This window comes from Bacteroidales bacterium, from assembly GCA_018334875.1.
Taxonomy (GTDB): Bacteria; Bacteroidota; Bacteroidia; order Bacteroidales; family UBA12077; genus JAGXLC01.
Genome location: JAGXLC010000081.1, coordinates 1 through 15,450, shown reverse-complemented (window position 1 = coordinate 15,450; position 15,450 = coordinate 1). Strand labels below are relative to the sequence as shown.

At 42.7% G+C, this 15,450-nt stretch carries 13 protein-coding genes; 9 read left to right on the top strand and 4 right to left on the bottom strand.

The genetic code is table 11. From position 1 onward, the window contains the following. Positions 1 to 378 precede the first annotated feature (378 nt). The 8 genes from KGY70_08780 to KGY70_08745 all read left to right on the top strand — a co-directional run bounded on the left by KGY70_08780 (position 379) and on the right by KGY70_08745 (position 10,362). Positions 379 to 1,551 (top strand): phosphoribosylformylglycinamidine cyclo-ligase, encoded by a 1,173-nt coding sequence (locus KGY70_08780; GenBank protein ID MBS3775269.1) that lies wholly within the window; start codon positions 379 to 381, stop codon positions 1,549 to 1,551. Between the two features lie 37 nt (positions 1,552 to 1,588). Continuing rightward, positions 1,589 to 2,692, top strand: a complete 1,104-nt coding sequence (gene prfA / locus KGY70_08775) for a peptide chain release factor 1 (protein ID MBS3775268.1) — start codon at positions 1,589 to 1,591, stop codon at positions 2,690 to 2,692. Position 2,693: 1 nt separating this feature from the next. After that, positions 2,694 to 3,524 carry an orotidine-5'-phosphate decarboxylase gene (gene pyrF / locus KGY70_08770; protein MBS3775267.1) on the top strand — a complete coding sequence of 277 codons (831 nt, stop codon included), beginning with the start codon at positions 2,694 to 2,696 and terminating at the stop codon, positions 3,522 to 3,524. Between the two features lie 475 nt (positions 3,525 to 3,999). After that, a complete protein-coding gene (locus tag KGY70_08765; protein ID MBS3775266.1) occupies positions 4,000 to 5,301 on the top strand; it encodes a DUF2851 family protein in 1,302 nt (433 codons plus the stop codon). Further along, positions 5,282 to 5,599, top strand: coding sequence for a sugar nucleotide-binding protein (locus tag KGY70_08760; protein MBS3775265.1), 318 nt, complete (start codon positions 5,282 to 5,284; stop codon positions 5,597 to 5,599). The genes KGY70_08765 and KGY70_08760 overlap by 20 nt, the downstream gene beginning before the upstream one ends. A 93-nt stretch (positions 5,600 to 5,692) precedes the next feature. Beyond that, complete coding sequence (gene rpsO, locus KGY70_08755; GenBank protein ID MBS3775264.1) at positions 5,693 to 5,962, top strand: 30S ribosomal protein S15; 270 nt, start codon at positions 5,693 to 5,695, stop codon at positions 5,960 to 5,962. A gap of 192 nt (positions 5,963 to 6,154) precedes the next feature. Continuing rightward, positions 6,155 to 8,293 (top strand): polyribonucleotide nucleotidyltransferase, encoded by a 2,139-nt coding sequence (gene pnp, locus KGY70_08750; protein ID MBS3775263.1) that lies wholly within the window; start codon positions 6,155 to 6,157, stop codon positions 8,291 to 8,293. Between the two features lie 344 nt (positions 8,294 to 8,637). Next, entirely contained in the window at positions 8,638 to 10,362 is a 1,725-nt protein-coding gene (locus KGY70_08745; GenBank protein ID MBS3775262.1) for a hypothetical protein, read from the top strand. A 173-nt stretch (positions 10,363 to 10,535) separates the two neighbouring features. On the opposite strand, the gene KGY70_08740 is transcribed toward KGY70_08745, so the two are convergent. From KGY70_08740 to KGY70_08725, 4 genes are all read right to left on the bottom strand, one after another. Next, complete coding sequence (locus tag KGY70_08740) at positions 10,536 to 11,081, bottom strand: RNA methyltransferase (protein MBS3775261.1); 546 nt, start codon at positions 11,079 to 11,081, stop codon at positions 10,536 to 10,538. Between the two features lie 86 nt (positions 11,082 to 11,167). Further along, positions 11,168 to 12,580 carry a sodium:alanine symporter family protein gene (locus KGY70_08735; protein MBS3775260.1) on the bottom strand — a complete coding sequence of 471 codons (1,413 nt, stop codon included), beginning with the start codon at positions 12,578 to 12,580 and terminating at the stop codon, positions 11,168 to 11,170. A gap of 54 nt (positions 12,581 to 12,634) precedes the next feature. Then, positions 12,635 to 13,132, bottom strand: coding sequence for a hypothetical protein (locus KGY70_08730; protein ID MBS3775259.1), 498 nt, complete (start codon positions 13,130 to 13,132; stop codon positions 12,635 to 12,637). A 46-nt stretch (positions 13,133 to 13,178) separates the two neighbouring features. Continuing rightward, positions 13,179 to 14,885: a chloride channel protein gene (locus KGY70_08725; protein ID MBS3775258.1), complete on the bottom strand. Its 1,707-nt coding sequence runs from the start codon at positions 14,883 to 14,885 to the stop codon at positions 13,179 to 13,181. A gap of 212 nt (positions 14,886 to 15,097) precedes the next feature. Here KGY70_08725 and KGY70_08720 point away from each other — a divergent pair, with 212 nt between their 5' ends. Beyond that, positions 15,098 to 15,295 carry a hypothetical protein gene (locus tag KGY70_08720; protein MBS3775257.1) on the top strand — a complete coding sequence of 66 codons (198 nt, stop codon included), beginning with the start codon at positions 15,098 to 15,100 and terminating at the stop codon, positions 15,293 to 15,295. Positions 15,296 to 15,450: the final 155 nt, after the last annotated feature.

The following is a 15,450-nucleotide window of genomic DNA, read 5'->3' as shown; positions in this document are numbered from 1 at the left end:
CGAGAAAACGTCTCGCACGCTTGCATGACGTTTTCCATTGCCGAGGAAACGTCTCGCATGCTTGCATGACCTTTTCCATTGCCAAGCAAACGTCTCGCATGCTTGCATGGCGTTTTCCGTCGCCGAAAAAACATCCCGCATGCTTGCATGAAAATTTCGTACGGTTTAAAAACCGCTTCTCATGATTGCATGCTGGCTTTGTAAGAAAAAAATACAGAAACTTTTCGCCTTCTCCTTTCAAACAAAACATCAACCCTTGAATGATAATTGTATTGCACTGCCAGCCCCAGCCTATCTACCCTGGCTGAAAAAGCGATCCCATTCTTGCACTAATCCACTTCGAATTCGTAATTTTGTCAACCATAAAAACCAGACATCATGTCACAGGAATCCAGATATAATAAAAGAGGCGTATCGGTATCCAAGGAGGATGTGCATCAATCCCTGCAACATATTGACAAAGGGTTATACCCCAATGCTTTTTGCAAAATCATCCCGGATGTAATCAGCGGGGATGAGGCCTATTGCAACATTATGCATGCCGACGGTGCGGGCACCAAATCTTCCCTGGCCTATTTATACTGGAAGGAAACCGGCGACATGAGCGTATGGAAAGGCATCGCCCAGGATGCGCTGGTCATGAACCTGGATGACCTGCTGTGCGTGGGGGCTTATGACAACATACTGCTTTCCTCAACCATCGGAAGAAATAAGAATCTGATCCCCGGTGAGGTGATTTCGGCCATCATCAACGGTACGGAAGAAATCTTACAGGAGCTGCGGGATATGGACATTCAGATATGGTCCACGGGCGGAGAAACAGCCGATGTAGGAGATCTTGTAAGAACATTGGTACTGGATTCTACCGTTACGGCCCGGCTCAAAAGAGACCAGGTCATTGACAACAGCAACATTCAGGCGGGAGACGTTATCGTCGGATTATCATCATCGGGACAAACCACATACGAAAAAGAATACAACAGCGGCATTGGCAGCAACGGACTTACCTCGGCCCGGCATGACGTGTTTGCCCATTACCTGGCCCGGCAACACCCGGAAAGCTTCGATCCGGCGCTGCCAGAAAACCTGGTTTATTCGGGCAGCTACCGTCTGACCGACAAAATTGAAAAGCTGGGGATGGATGCGGGAAAGCTGGTCCTCTCTCCCACCAGAACATACGCACCTGTAGTTAAAGAAATTCTGAACAAATACCATTCCGGGATACACGGAATGATCCATTGCAGCGGGGGCGCACAGACGAAGATACTGAACTTTGTGGATGATCTTCATGTCGTAAAGGACAATCTTTTCGAACCCCCGGAAATCTTCCGCATCATCCAAAAGGAGTCCGGAACCGACTGGAAAGAAATGTACCAGGTATTTAATATGGGCCACCGTTTTGAGCTTTATGTCCCAGAGGAACTGGTGGGTGATATCGTTGAAACAGCCGGAGCCTTTAATCTGGAAGCCAAAGCTGTGGGCAGGTGTCATCAGTCCGAGGGGAAAAAGTTGACAATCAAAACCGCCCATGGAACATTTGAGTATGCTTAATATCGTTATCCATTATAACGGTTAAAAGAAAACAATTATGAGTGAAGATAAAAACATGATCCTGCAGAAGCTTGAGGGCGTCAAGATGCGATTTGATGAGGTTAGCGAGCTGATTACCGACCCCGATATCATGGCGGATATGGACCGGTATGTGAAACTGAACAAAGAATACAAGGACCTTCAGCCCATTATAGAGGCATATGAGGAATACAAACAGCTTCTGGAGAATATCAAAACAGACAAGGAAATACTGGAAAATGAGAAGGATGAAGAGCTCCGGGAAATGGCCAAACAGGAGCTTGATGAGCTGAACAACAAAAAAGATCCATTGGAAGATAAAATAAAGATGCTGCTTATTCCGAAGGACCCCGAGGACGATAAGAATGCCTTCTTGGAGATCCGGGCAGGAACCGGAGGCGACGAGGCAAGCATATTTGCAGGTGACCTGTACAAGATGTACGTCAAATATTGTGAAAAGAAGAAATGGAAGGTGGAAGTAACCCATGCATCCGAAGGAACTGTGGGAGGCTTTAAGGAAATAGTGATGAAAGTAAGCGGTGATAAGGTGTATGGAACACTTAAGTACGAATCGGGCGTGCACCGGGTTCAACGTGTGCCCCAGACAGAAACCCAGGGAAGGGTGCATACCTCGGCAGCAAGCGTGGCCGTATTGCCGGAAGCAGAAGATGTGGATGTTGAACTGAAAGATGAAGAGATCAGAAAAGACGTATTCATGTCCTCGGGCCCGGGAGGCCAGTCGGTGAACACTACCTACTCCGCAATCAGGCTCACCCATATACCCACCGGAATCGTTGTGACCTGCCAGGATGAAAAATCTCAGCTCAAAAACCTCAACAAGGCCAAGGCCGAATTAAGATCCAGGCTCTACAACCTCGAATTACAGAAACACAATGAGGATATCGCCTCCAAAAGGAAAACCATGGTCTCCACCGGTGACCGTTCTGCAAAAATCCGGACCTACAACTTTCCTCAGGGAAGGGTTACGGATCACCGCATAAACCTTACGTTATACAACCTTGAATCGGTTATGGACGGAGAGATACAGGAGATCACAGACAAGCTGCAGATGGCAGAAAATGCGGAAAAACTGAAAGAAACCGGTATAGAAGAAGAGGAATAAAATGGATGCAGACGGCTTATATCGGAACATCCTGGCCAAAGCAAGCTATCTTTGTGTCGGGCTGGATTCCGACATGGACAAGATCCCCGTACATTTAAAAAATGAGCAGGATCCGGTATTTGAGTTCAACAGGGCCATCGTGGAGGCCACCCATAAATATTGTGTGGCTTATAAGATCAATACCGCCTTTTACGAAGCACTGGGCAGCAAAGGCTGGGAAACCCTGGAAAAAACCACCGCCCATATCAGGGAGCATCATCCCGGTATCTTCCTGATTGCCGATGCCAAAAGAGGAGACATCGGCAATACAGCCAAAAAATATGCACAAACCTTCTTTTCCACACTCAATTTTGATGCGGTAACCATTGCCCCTTACATGGGAAAGGATTCTGTTCAACCCTTCCTGGAATTTTCCGACAAATGGGTGATCATCCTCGCGCTTACATCAAACAAGGGTGCAGCGGACTTTCAATATTTTCATTCCGGTCAGGACAAACTCTACCTTTATGAAAAAGTCATTACAGAAGCCGCTAAGTGGGGATCGGCAGACAATACCATGTTTGTGGCAGGTGCGACAAGGCCCGGAGAGCTAAAACACATAAGAAACATCATTCCCAATCACTTTTTACTGGTACCCGGCGTGGGTGCTCAGGGAGGCAGCCTGAAAGAGGTATCCGAACAAGGGATGAACCACCAGTGCGGCTTGCTGATCAACGCTTCCCGCTCCATCATATTTGCCGATCCTTCCGAACAATTTGCAGCTACAGCCGCTGCCCAAGCCCGGGAAATGCAGCAGGAAATGAAGCAGTATCTTACCGGTCAGACCGCTTAAGCGGTCTGACCGGTTCTGAATTGAAAACAACCATATCTTTACTCCACAGATTGACCTCTTCATCAGCAAACCAACGCCGGGGTTGAACAGCGATAACCCCGGGTGACAACCCGGGAATGAAACCGCTCCTCTCCAAAGCGCTCCAACTGATACCATTGAACAAGGCAGTTTACACGCCTGGAGCGCAACAGATGAAACAATAAATAATATTTAAAAAAAATCTATTCGTGCATTCGTGGCCATCTTAATCGCTCTCCGAGCAAACCAGTAAAAACATATTTTTAGTGGCTTTTAGTGCTTTGGAGTTTGGGTGGCGAATTTTTGTGACTGCTCTCAAAAAATAAAATATTTCATCCGTGCACTTGTCCCGTCTGGAAGCGGGATTCGTGGCCATCTTCAAAAAAATATACCCATCATAAAAAATATATACCGGAAATTCTTATATTTGACTACTGGTATCCTCAAACCTAAAAAAATGGAAAAAGTCCCTGAAAAATTCCTGCATTACCTGTGGAAATACAGACTCTTTGAAGAAAAAAAACTCCAAACCACCGATGGGGAAAACATCGAGGTAGTGGATGTTGGTTTGCCCAACACCGATTCCGGCCCGGATTTTCAGAATGCAAAAATAAAAATTGGAAAAACCCTGTGGGCAGGCAACGTCGAAATTCATATCAACTCGGCCGACTGGTACCATCACGGCCACGACACCGATAAAGCTTACGACAATGTCATTCTCCAGGTAGTTTTAAATAACAACCAGCAAGTCAAACGAACCACCGGAGAAAACATCCCCACAACCGAGCTGAAGTTTCCCCAAAAATTGTTCAAAAACTACGAAAGCCTGCTAAAAAATGAGGCATGGGTTCCCTGTGAATGGACCATGCATACGGTCGACCCGTTTATTATCGACTTCTGGCTGAGCAAGCTGACCATCGAACGGCTGGAAGATAAATCAGGAGACATTGAAAAGGAGTTGAAAGAAAACCATAACAACTGGGAAACTACTTTTTATCACAAACTGGCCAGAAATTTCGGCTTTAAAGTAAACAGCGAACCTTTCGAATTACTGGCCAAAAGCATTCCACTAAAAGTGGTAAACAAACATAAAGACAGCCTTTTTCAGCTTGAGGCGCTTTTTTTCGGACAGGCCGGATTTCTGGATCAAATGGTCATTCATGACCAGTACCATCAGCAACTGTTTAAAGAATACCAATACCTGAAAAAGAAGTGGCACTTAAAACCCATGGAAAAGCATCTCTGGAAATTTGCCCGGCTCCGTCCGGGTAACTTTCCAACCGTGCGAATTGCCCAATTTTGTGCCCTGATCCATCAGTCCAGCAGGCTTTTTTCTCATATGCTTGAAAAGAAAGAGTTGAGAGAGATGAAAACACTTTTTAAGGCAGAGACCTCAGCCTACTGGCACACCCATTACAGGTTCAGCAAAGAAACTCATAAAAAACAAAAAAATTTAGGTGACAGTGCGTTTCATATTCTGGTGATTAATACGCTGGTACCCTTCCTTTTCTTATACGGGCAAAAACACAATAAACAAGCCTTTAAAGAGCGGGCCCTTGATTTTTTATTAAAATTGCCCCCTGAGAAAAATTCAATCATCAGCAAATGGCAGAAAATGGGGATAGATTCATTCAATGCTTATTATACTCAGGCTTTATTGCAGTTAAAGAACAATTACTGCGATCACAAAAGATGTCTTGATTGCCAGATTGGAAACGCCCTTATCAAAAAAACAGCGCATGCAAAAAAGGACCAATGACCAGCTTTTTGTCCTGGTTAAAAGAGACCAGATTCAAAAATTAACGGATGTATTAACCGGAAAAGAAGTGATGAGTATTTATACCATGGCACTGAAGATAGTGGACCATTTCAGGCTGGATAGGAATTTGCTCACCCCGGTACTTTCCCCGGCATTAAATGAGCCTGCCCCAAGGCCTTCACATACCCGGTTTGATCTGTATAAAACGGAGAAAGAGCTGAATCTCTTTCCACACCCATTTGAAGAATCATTAAATATCATTGAGAAACAAACACATAATAAACAAAAAGGAATTTGATTTTTTTTCTCTAATTCTTGTTAAGAAAAAAAAAATCAATAATTTTGCACCTCTTATTATAATGGGAAAAAATTATATTAAACAACGAACGCTATGAGTTTAAAATTAGAGGACAAGAAACAGATTTTTAAAGATTACGGAAATAGTGAAAATGACACAGGATCGCCGGAAAGCCAGATTGCTTTATTCACCCAAAGAATTACAGATTTGACCAGTCATCTTAAGACCCATAAGAAAGATTTTGGTACCCAAAGGGCCCTTTTACAACTTGTGGGCAAAAGAAGAAGACTTCTGAATTATTTAAAAAGAAAGGATATCGAACGATATCGAAACATCGTTAAACAACTTAAGTTACGTAAATAAGAAGAGCTTGTCTATAAAGGTACCAATTCGTCATGGATAAAAACCACCAACTATCAGTCGTCAGGCTGGGTGATTTTCAATATTAGTACCACAGATACAATAATGAACCAATTCAAGAAATTAACTTTATAGACATTTTATTTGTTCTTCGCTCTCTTCCGATATATTATCTTATCTTGAAAACTTATTTTTATGAACAACACTGTTTTGCAAAAAACCATTGACCTGGGAGAAGAAAGAAAAATAACCATTGAAACCGGGAAAGTTGCCAATCAGGCAGACGGTTCGGTGGTTGTCAAAATGGGCAGGACCATGCTTCTGGCTACGGTGGTATCCGCCAAAGAGGGCAAAGAAGATGTGGATTTCATGCCCCTCACCGTGGAATACAAAGAGAAATTCGCATCCTTCGGAAGATTCCCCGGCGGATTCCTAAAGCGTGAAGCCCGACCCTCCAATCATGAAATTTTAATCGCGCGGCTTGTGGACAGGGTGCTTCGTCCCCTGTTTCCCGAAGATTATCATGCCGATACGTTCGTCACAATCAACTTGATATCGGCAGACAAAGACATCATTCCCGATGCGCTGGCAGGATTAGCTGCTTCGGCAGCCCTTTCAGTTTCCGATGTTCCGTTTAACGGACCCATCTCAGAAGTAAGAGTAGCAAGAATAGACGGGCATTTTAAAATCAACCCCACTTTTGAAGAACTTGAAAAAGCCGATATGGATATCATGGTGGGTGCGAACCTGGAACACGTGATGATGGTTGAAGGAGAAATGTCGGAAGTTTCCGAACAGGAAATGCTGGAAGCCATCAAATTTGCTCATGAAGCCATTAAAATGCATTGCATGGCCCAGAATGAGCTCGCTGAAGAAAAAAATATACAGAAAAGAGCATACAAGCACGAGGAAAACGACGAAGATCTGATAGCCAGGGTAAAAGAAGAATTGTACAATAAAACCTATGAGGCAGTTAAAACCAACAAAGGTAAAAGGGAAAGAAACGAGGCTCTGGATGCCATCGTGGAAGAATTTACCAATAAGTTGATTGAGGAGCAGGGTGAAGATGAGGTAAATACATCTTTAATCAACAGATATTTTCACGAAGTAGAAAAAGATGCTGTGCGAAGCCTTATATTGAATGAGGAGACCAGGGTAGATGGCAGAAAATATGATGAAATAAGACCCATCTGGAGTGAAGTGGATTACCTGCCTGCTGCTCATGGTTCAGCTCTGTTTACGAGGGGTGAAACCCAGTCCCTCACAACCGTAACCCTGGGCACCAAACTGGATGAGCAGGTCATTGATGAGGTATTGTTGCAGGGTACGGAAAAATTTGTCCTTCATTATAATTTTCCACCATTCTCAACCGGTGATGCTAAACCGGTAAGGGGAGTAAGCAGAAGGGAAGTAGGACATGGCAAGCTGGCCCACCGGGCATTGAAGCCCATGGTTCCGCTGGAAGAAGAGAATCCTTACGCCATCCGGGTAGTTTCAGATATACTGGAATCGAACGGATCATCCTCGATGGCTACAGTTTGTGCAGGCACGCTTGCCTTGATGGATTCCGGTATTAAAATGAAGAAACCCGTTTCAGGAATTGCAATGGGACTCATCACCGATGAATCGTCAGAAAAATACGCCGTCTTATCCGATATTCTCGGAGATGAAGACCATCTGGGAGATATGGACTTTAAAGTTGCCGGAACCGAAGATGGCGTTACCGCCTGTCAGATGGATATAAAAATTGCCGGCCTTTCCTACGAAATACTAAACAAAGCTTTACAGCAGTCCAAAGAAGGGAGACTTCATATCCTGAATAAGATGAAGGAAACGATGTCAGAGCCACGTCCCGATTATAAACCGCATACGCCCAGGTTCGAGCAGCTTAAAATACCTAAGGATATGATTGGGGCATTGATCGGTCCCGGCGGCAAAATAGTCCAGCAAATTCAGACGGAAACAGAATCTACCATCACCATCGAGTCGCAGGGAGAGTATGGCATAGTGGATGTTTTCGCAGAAAACAAAGAACAGGTGGACGCTGCTGTACGCCAAATTAACAAAATAGTAGAAGTCCCGGAAGTGGGCAAGGTATATAACGGTACCATAAAATCGATTGTGTCCTTCGGGGCATTTGTGGAAATATTGCCCGGGAAAGAAGGATTATTGCACATCTCGGAAATAGACTGGAAGCGAATTGAAAGTGTCGAAAGTGTTTTGGAAGAAGGACAGGAAATTCAGGTCAAACTGATCGATATAGACAAACAAACGGGTAACCTAAGGCTTTCAAGAAAAGCTCTGATTCCCAAACCCAAAAAGAAGCAATCCTAAAGAATAAAAACATACGGTGCATTTCAAAAAAGCAGGGATGGGGTTAACACATCCCTGCTTTTTTTGGGATAAAAATTTGAAGTCATAAAAAAAATTTTTGGATAAAATTTTCCTACCTGGACCAACAACCTCCTATTTAATATACTATTGATTATCAAACTACTATTTGGCTTGTTTTTAAAAAAAACCCTTCATGGGCATCCCCGGATTTAAAATTTTTAATCACCAAATAGCATAATTTTACCCAAAAAATTTTTATTTTAGTCAAAACATTATTAAGTTTGTACTTACACAAGTGAAATTTTAAAGTAAATTTATTCATAAACAAATAATTAGAGGCAACTATGAAAAAATTAAATTATCTGGCGTCATTCTTGATTGCAGCAATCTTATTAGGTGGCTGCGCAGGCATTGACAGAATGCAAGAAGAGTATAGCACAGTTACGTTTACCACCACACCACAAGTATTGGAAATGCATGGTGGTGAAGTAGAATACTCGATAGAAGGAAGTCTACCTCCTGAATGGTTTAATGAAGATGCTATTGTTGAGTTCACTCCGGTATTAACCTATGAGGGTGGAGAAATGGAACTGGAATCTAAAACGTTCCAGGGCGAAGATGTAGAGGCCAACAATCAGGTGATCTCCTACGAAAGCGGTGGTACCATTGAATTCAATGGCTCTTTTACGTATGAAGATGACATGCGTGTATCGCAACTGGTAATGAGAGGCACTGTGAGTGAGGCTGAAGGAGATGAATCCTTTGATTTACCGGACAGGCAAATAGCCAAAGGAACTAAAGCAACTCCTAATCTGGTTCAGATTGACCCCAAACCGGCAATGGCTGGTGACAATTGGGAGAGAGTGACTTATCCGGAACAATTTGCTGATATCCATTATGTCATTGAGCGTACCAATGTAAGGGAATCCGAACTTGAAAAAGAAGACATCCAACAACTGGAAAATTTTGTGGAAGAAGTTGAAAAAGCCACCAACAAAGCCTACGATCAAATCACACTTCACGGTTATGCTTCCCCGGATGGTCCGATGGACCTTAACGAAAGACTTTCACAAGGAAGGCAAGAAAGCGCCAATAAGTATCTCGACGGTGTAATTGACAAGAAGCAACTGAGCGAAGATGAAGCTCAAAGAATTTATGAAGGCAAGGCAACCACAGAAGACTGGGAAGGCTTCAAAGAACTGGTTCAGGAATCCGATATTCAGGATAAAGACCTTATCCTTAGAGTTCTTAACATGTATTCCGATCCTGAAGTAAGAGAAAAAGAGCTTAAGAATATGACAGAAACTTTTGAGGTGCTTGCAGAAGATATCCTGCCAAAACTTAGAAGAACGGATATGACAATCCGGTCTGAAAAAGAAGGACTCTCCGATGCAGAAATCAAAAACTTCATCTATTCCCAGCCGGATACAATAGATCTTGAAGCAGCACTCTATGCAGGAAATCAGCTATTCGAGGATCTGGACCAAAAGCTAAGGGCTTACGAACTGGCAGCAGAAAAAGCTCCCAATTGTTTAAGGGCTCATAACAATATTGCCGCTGTCCATATTAAACAAGGCAATATCAACGAAGCTCAGAATGCACTTGAACGAGCCAACGAAATTAAACAAGGCGTACCTTTCGTATTAAACAACCTCGGTGCAGTTGAACTGGAACAAGGCAATGTGGAAGAAGCTAAAGAATATTTCCTGGATGCTACAGACGCTGGGGAACCAGTGGAATATAATCTGGGAATCGTTAACATTATACAGGGCGACTATGACGCTGCATTAAACTATCTGCAGAATAAGGAAACATTCAATACCGCGCTTGCTATGGTGCTTAGCGGTGATCAGAGTGGCGCTGAAAACATGCTTTACCAGGTGGATGATACAGCAATGAGCAACTATCTTGAAGCTGTTATTGCAGCTAGAAACAATGATCAGGAAGGTGTATTCAGTAACCTGCGAACTGCCATTCAGAACGATGCCTCTCTGGCAGAAATGGCAGCAACAGATATGGAATTTGTTGAATACATGGAAAATGAAACTTTCAACTCCATTGTAGAATAAACAAAAGGCAATCAATGCCACACAAAAAAATCGCTCCCGCCACTTGGCAGGAGCGATTTTTTTTATGCAGGCTAAAAAACCATCCCAATATCACCACATTTAATTTGGACAAACCAAAACGGAAACACATTAAATTCCTTGAAAGCATCCTGTTTGGTTTTGGCTTGTCCAAATTAGGTGTTTGGTTTTACATGGTGTAAATGATAATAAAAGTGATACAATACTATACCCACACTTACAGAAATATTAAACGAATGCTTTGTGCCATACTGAGGTATTTCGATACAATAGTCGCTTCTATCGACCACTGCCTGTTGAACTCCCTTCATCTCATGACCGAATACCAGCGCATATTTGCCCCCAGCCCGGGGCTTAAATTCAGGCAGTGAATGACTCTCTTCTGCTTGCTCTATGGAAATAACGGTGTAACCTCCATCTTTAAGTTTGGCCACTGCATCCAAAGTATGCTCAAAATACTGCCAATAAATTGAATCAGTAGCTCCCAGCGCAGTTTTATGAATCTCCCGGTGGGGAGGACGAGCGGTAATACCACACAAATAAATACCTTCAATAAGAAAAGCATCGGAAGTTCGAAATACGGCTCCTACATTGTTCAGGCTTCTTATATTATCAAGCACAACAATAACAGGATATTTCCCGGACTCGTGAAACTCCTGAACGGATTTTCTATCCAGCTCGCTGTTTTTTAACTTCCTCATACTTTATTTATCTGCCATAACCAAACGCCTCAGAACAATAACAAGTATCCGAAAGGTATAACAAATGAAACAAGATACCGCCCAAATCAATCGGGTCTATACTTGATTTTTTCCATTTGTGCAAAATATTTTTTGGTTTCACTCCATGCGACAGGAGCAAGCAACAGCAGAGCTATCAGATTGGGAATGGTCATAAAAGTAATCACCATATCCACGAAATTCCATACCAGATCGATGCCCCATATCGAACCAAGGAAAACAAAGAGGCCGAATACATAACTATAGGGTTTGATGGATTTCTCTCCTATCAGGTAATTGGCTGCCCTGGAGCCGTAATAGGACCAGCTTATCATAGTAGAAAAGGCAAACAACAGCAAGCCTATAGCCACAATATGTCTGCCCGTATGTTCAATTCCCAGACTCGTCAGCCCCTTAGACAGACCCAGAATGGTCATGCCCACACCTTTTTCACCGGAATCCCAGGTACCGGTAACAATGATCAATAAAGCAGTTAATGTACAAATTATCAAGGTGTCTATAAGCGGACCTACAGAGGCTACCAGTCCCTCCCGGGCAGGATATTTTGTTCTGGCAGCAGCATGTGCAATGGCTGCAGAACCCTGACCCGCTTCATTGGAGAACAATCCTCTCCTAACTCCCCATAAAAGCGTCATCATAAAGGTAGAACCGACAAATCCGCCTGTAGCTGCTGTTCCGGTAAAAGCATCATGAAAAATGAGTTGAAACGCCTGGGGAACGTCATTATAGTTGGCCACAAGTACTACCAATGCACTAAGAAAATACAATACGGCCATAACCGGAACCAATCTGGAAGTCACCTCCGCTATCCGCTTGATTCCCCCGACAATAACCAACAAGACAAGTGTTGTAAGAATAAGCCCTGTTAACCAGCTTGGTACGGCGTAATTGGTCATCAAGGCATCCGAGATTGAATTGGACTGAGCCATATTGCCTGTGCCTAAAGAACAGATCATGGTAGCTACAGCAAAAATCAAAGCCAGAATTCTGGCAAATCTTCCCAGCTTATCTTTCAAACCATATTCCATATAATACATGGGGCCTCCGGAAACGCTGCCATCACTGTTGAACTGTCTGTATTTATTGGATAGGGTACATTCCACATATTTCAATATCATTCCCAGAAAACCGGTGATCCACATCCAGAACACCGCTCCCGGACCGCCAAAATGAATGGCCAGGGCAACACCCACAATATTCCCCGTGCCAACAGTAGCCGACAGGGCTGTGGAGAGTGCACCGAAATGATTGATATCTCCTTTGTCCTCGGCCCTATCATAGCTGCCTCTAACAACATTAATCGCATGACCCAACTTGGTTATATTCAAAAATTTCATTTTGAAGATGAAAAACAAACCAGTAGGAATGAGAAGTATCAATAAGGCATACCCGCCTACATAATCATTATAAGCCACAATGGCCTGGTCAATGGACTGCAAAATTTCATTCATAATATTCATTTTAGGTTCAACATAGCTTGCCAGATGATTAAAACTAAAGGTACTATAATAAAATTAAAGATTCCGCTTGAACATGGAGTCCATAGAAACGCCCTGTTTTAAATTGTGGAATTTCTGATATAACTCTTCAAGCTTCTCTCTGCTCCAGAATCCCAATGCATACTGCTGATGAACGACTTCTCCATTTTCCTTGATAACAAGGCGAAAAGGATGATATTCCCTGATAAGATCTACATTGGAAATATGATTCTCACTGGAAAGATAAATCTGATTGTATCTCATTACGGAAAAGCTGACCATCTGATCTTCCACTTTGATTTGGTTCAGATAATAAGTGCTTCGGCGCAGGACAACGAGATCGCGAAAACCAAGAACCACCAGTCCTGAAACAATCATTAAGGTTTTTTCCATTTCATACGGGGGAATGACAAGGAGAACAATAAGCGCGATATCCGGGATATAAAGCCAGAGATTGTTTTTCAGAAACCTGAGCATTCGTTTTGTAAAATCCTTGTTTTCTTTATTCAGTTCGTAATAAAGCGTAGCTTCCATATAACAACAAAATTTAATTCTTTAAAATGAACATCAAAGTTAAAAATTAATGCATTCTGGAAATAATCTCATTCCTTGAAACCTGCCCGATTACTATATAATCTTCCAAATTATTGATAACGGGCAACGATTCAACATTATGGGAAGCCATTTTATATAAAGCCTCACTCAATGTTTCATCGGCATAAGTAACTGCGTAAGGTTTGCGGACATACTCTTTGATGGGTTTTTCCCATTCTTCGGGCGGTATCCGGTTAATGTCATTCAATGAAACCATCCCCTTCAGTATCCTGTTTTCATCAATTACGCATGTGGAATTATAATTACCCTCAATAAACTTTTTATAAATGCTTTGAATACGATCATTCATGGGAACTCCATAAATCAGGCTCATGGTATCCCCTACTCTGACGGTATCCAATATATTGGCCTCCATATCCTGAGAAATACGGATTCCTCTTAAACTGAGTTTTTTGGTATATATGGTATCGGACGACAAACTCCAGGCGATCAGGTCGGCAATAACACAAGAAAACATAAGAGGTAAAATGATGTTGTAATTCAATGTCATTTCAAAAATGATGATGATGGCAGTAAAGGTGGCCCTGGAAACGGCTGCAAATAGTGCAGCCATCCCAACAAGAGCATATGCTCCTATGGGAGCGGTTATCTCCGGATAAGGGGCATTGATGGCCCAGCCGAAAGCAGCTCCCAAAGCTGCACCGATAAAGAGTGAGGGAGAAAAGATTCCCCCTGAAGCGCCCGAACCAATTGTAACTAAAAAAGCAACGATCTTAAAAACAAATAAAAGTATTACCGTACCCAGAACAATTTCCTGGTTCAACATATCACTAATGGTATCATAACCATATCCAAATACCTGCGGAAGGAAATATCCGATCATACCCACCACCAAACCACCAAATGCCGGCTTTAGGAAAACAGGTATTCTTATCCGGTTCTCAAAAAAATGTTCGGTATCATAAACCATCCGGATCAGAAATACGGCGGTCAACCCTGCCAGAATCCCCAGCAGCAGATAAAATATGATCTCATACAAACTAACAAATGAATATCCGGGAATATCAAAAGCAGTATGAGAACCCAGAACAATCCTCGACACCGTAGTGGCAAAAAATGAAGCAATCACCAGAGATATAAAAGACCGGGATTTAAGCTCCAGTAAAATGATCTCCAGGGCAAAAATAATTCCTGCCACCGGGGTATTGAAAGTAGCCGCAATGCCTCCGGCTGCACCACAACCAACCAATACTTTCACCTGTTGGCTGTCGAGTTTCAATAGCTGGCCTACCGTGGAACCTGCCCCGGAACCTACCTGAATGATCGGACCTTCCCGGCCAACTGACCCCCCGGAACCAATTGACAAAGCACTGGCAAGGGCTTTAAACAGTACGATCCTTGGCCGCATTTTCCCTCCATACACCGCTACGGATTCCATAACCTCTGGTACACCGTGACCCTTGGCTTCTCCGGCAATATATTTTGTGATCAGCCCGACAAATACACCTCCAATGACCGGCACAATAATAACCCATAATCCAAGATCATGATCAACCATGGAAACTTCTGATCCGGAAACTTCCTGGTAAAAAAACAAATTCTCAAAAAAGAACAGGAGATAACGAAATCCGATTGCAAGGAAAGCTGAAATTATGCCAACAACAGCAGCTAAAAAGATTAACCTGAAGGTATCCTGTTCATAAGTAGTTCTCCGAAGCAAATCTTTGATCATTGGCTACTATCGAATTATCTTTGAAATGTTAAAAATAAAAGTATTGTAAGATAAATCCAAACGCCAAAGCCATTTTTACCGGCAATAAAATCCATGAAAAAGATTTCTGATTGTTTAAACAGAAAGGAAGAGAAATTTGTTGTTACTAAAAAGATGGGAAAGGAAACATATAAATTCTCATTATCTATATACATAAAAGATGGAGGTGAAAGATGAGTATATTAAAGATATTATTACCGGCTATTATCATTATACTGATAGCCCTGATCGGTTTTTCGGTCAGAATGCTGTTCAAAAAGCAAGGAGAATTCCACGGAGGCTCATGCACCAATATTACACCCGAATTAAAAGAAAAGGGTATATCGTGTGCCTGCGGGGATGAAGAAGGATGTGCTGATGAAGCAGAATAATCTGCTCTTGTTTTAGGCCATATTAACCATGTAAAGGATCTGTTCATAAATTTTTGATCAGATCCTTTACATTTTCAGTCCATTCTACCTGAAAATCTCCCTCTTCGTCGGAATAGATGAAATAGGCTCCGACCGAACTGTGATTTTCAAGAAGG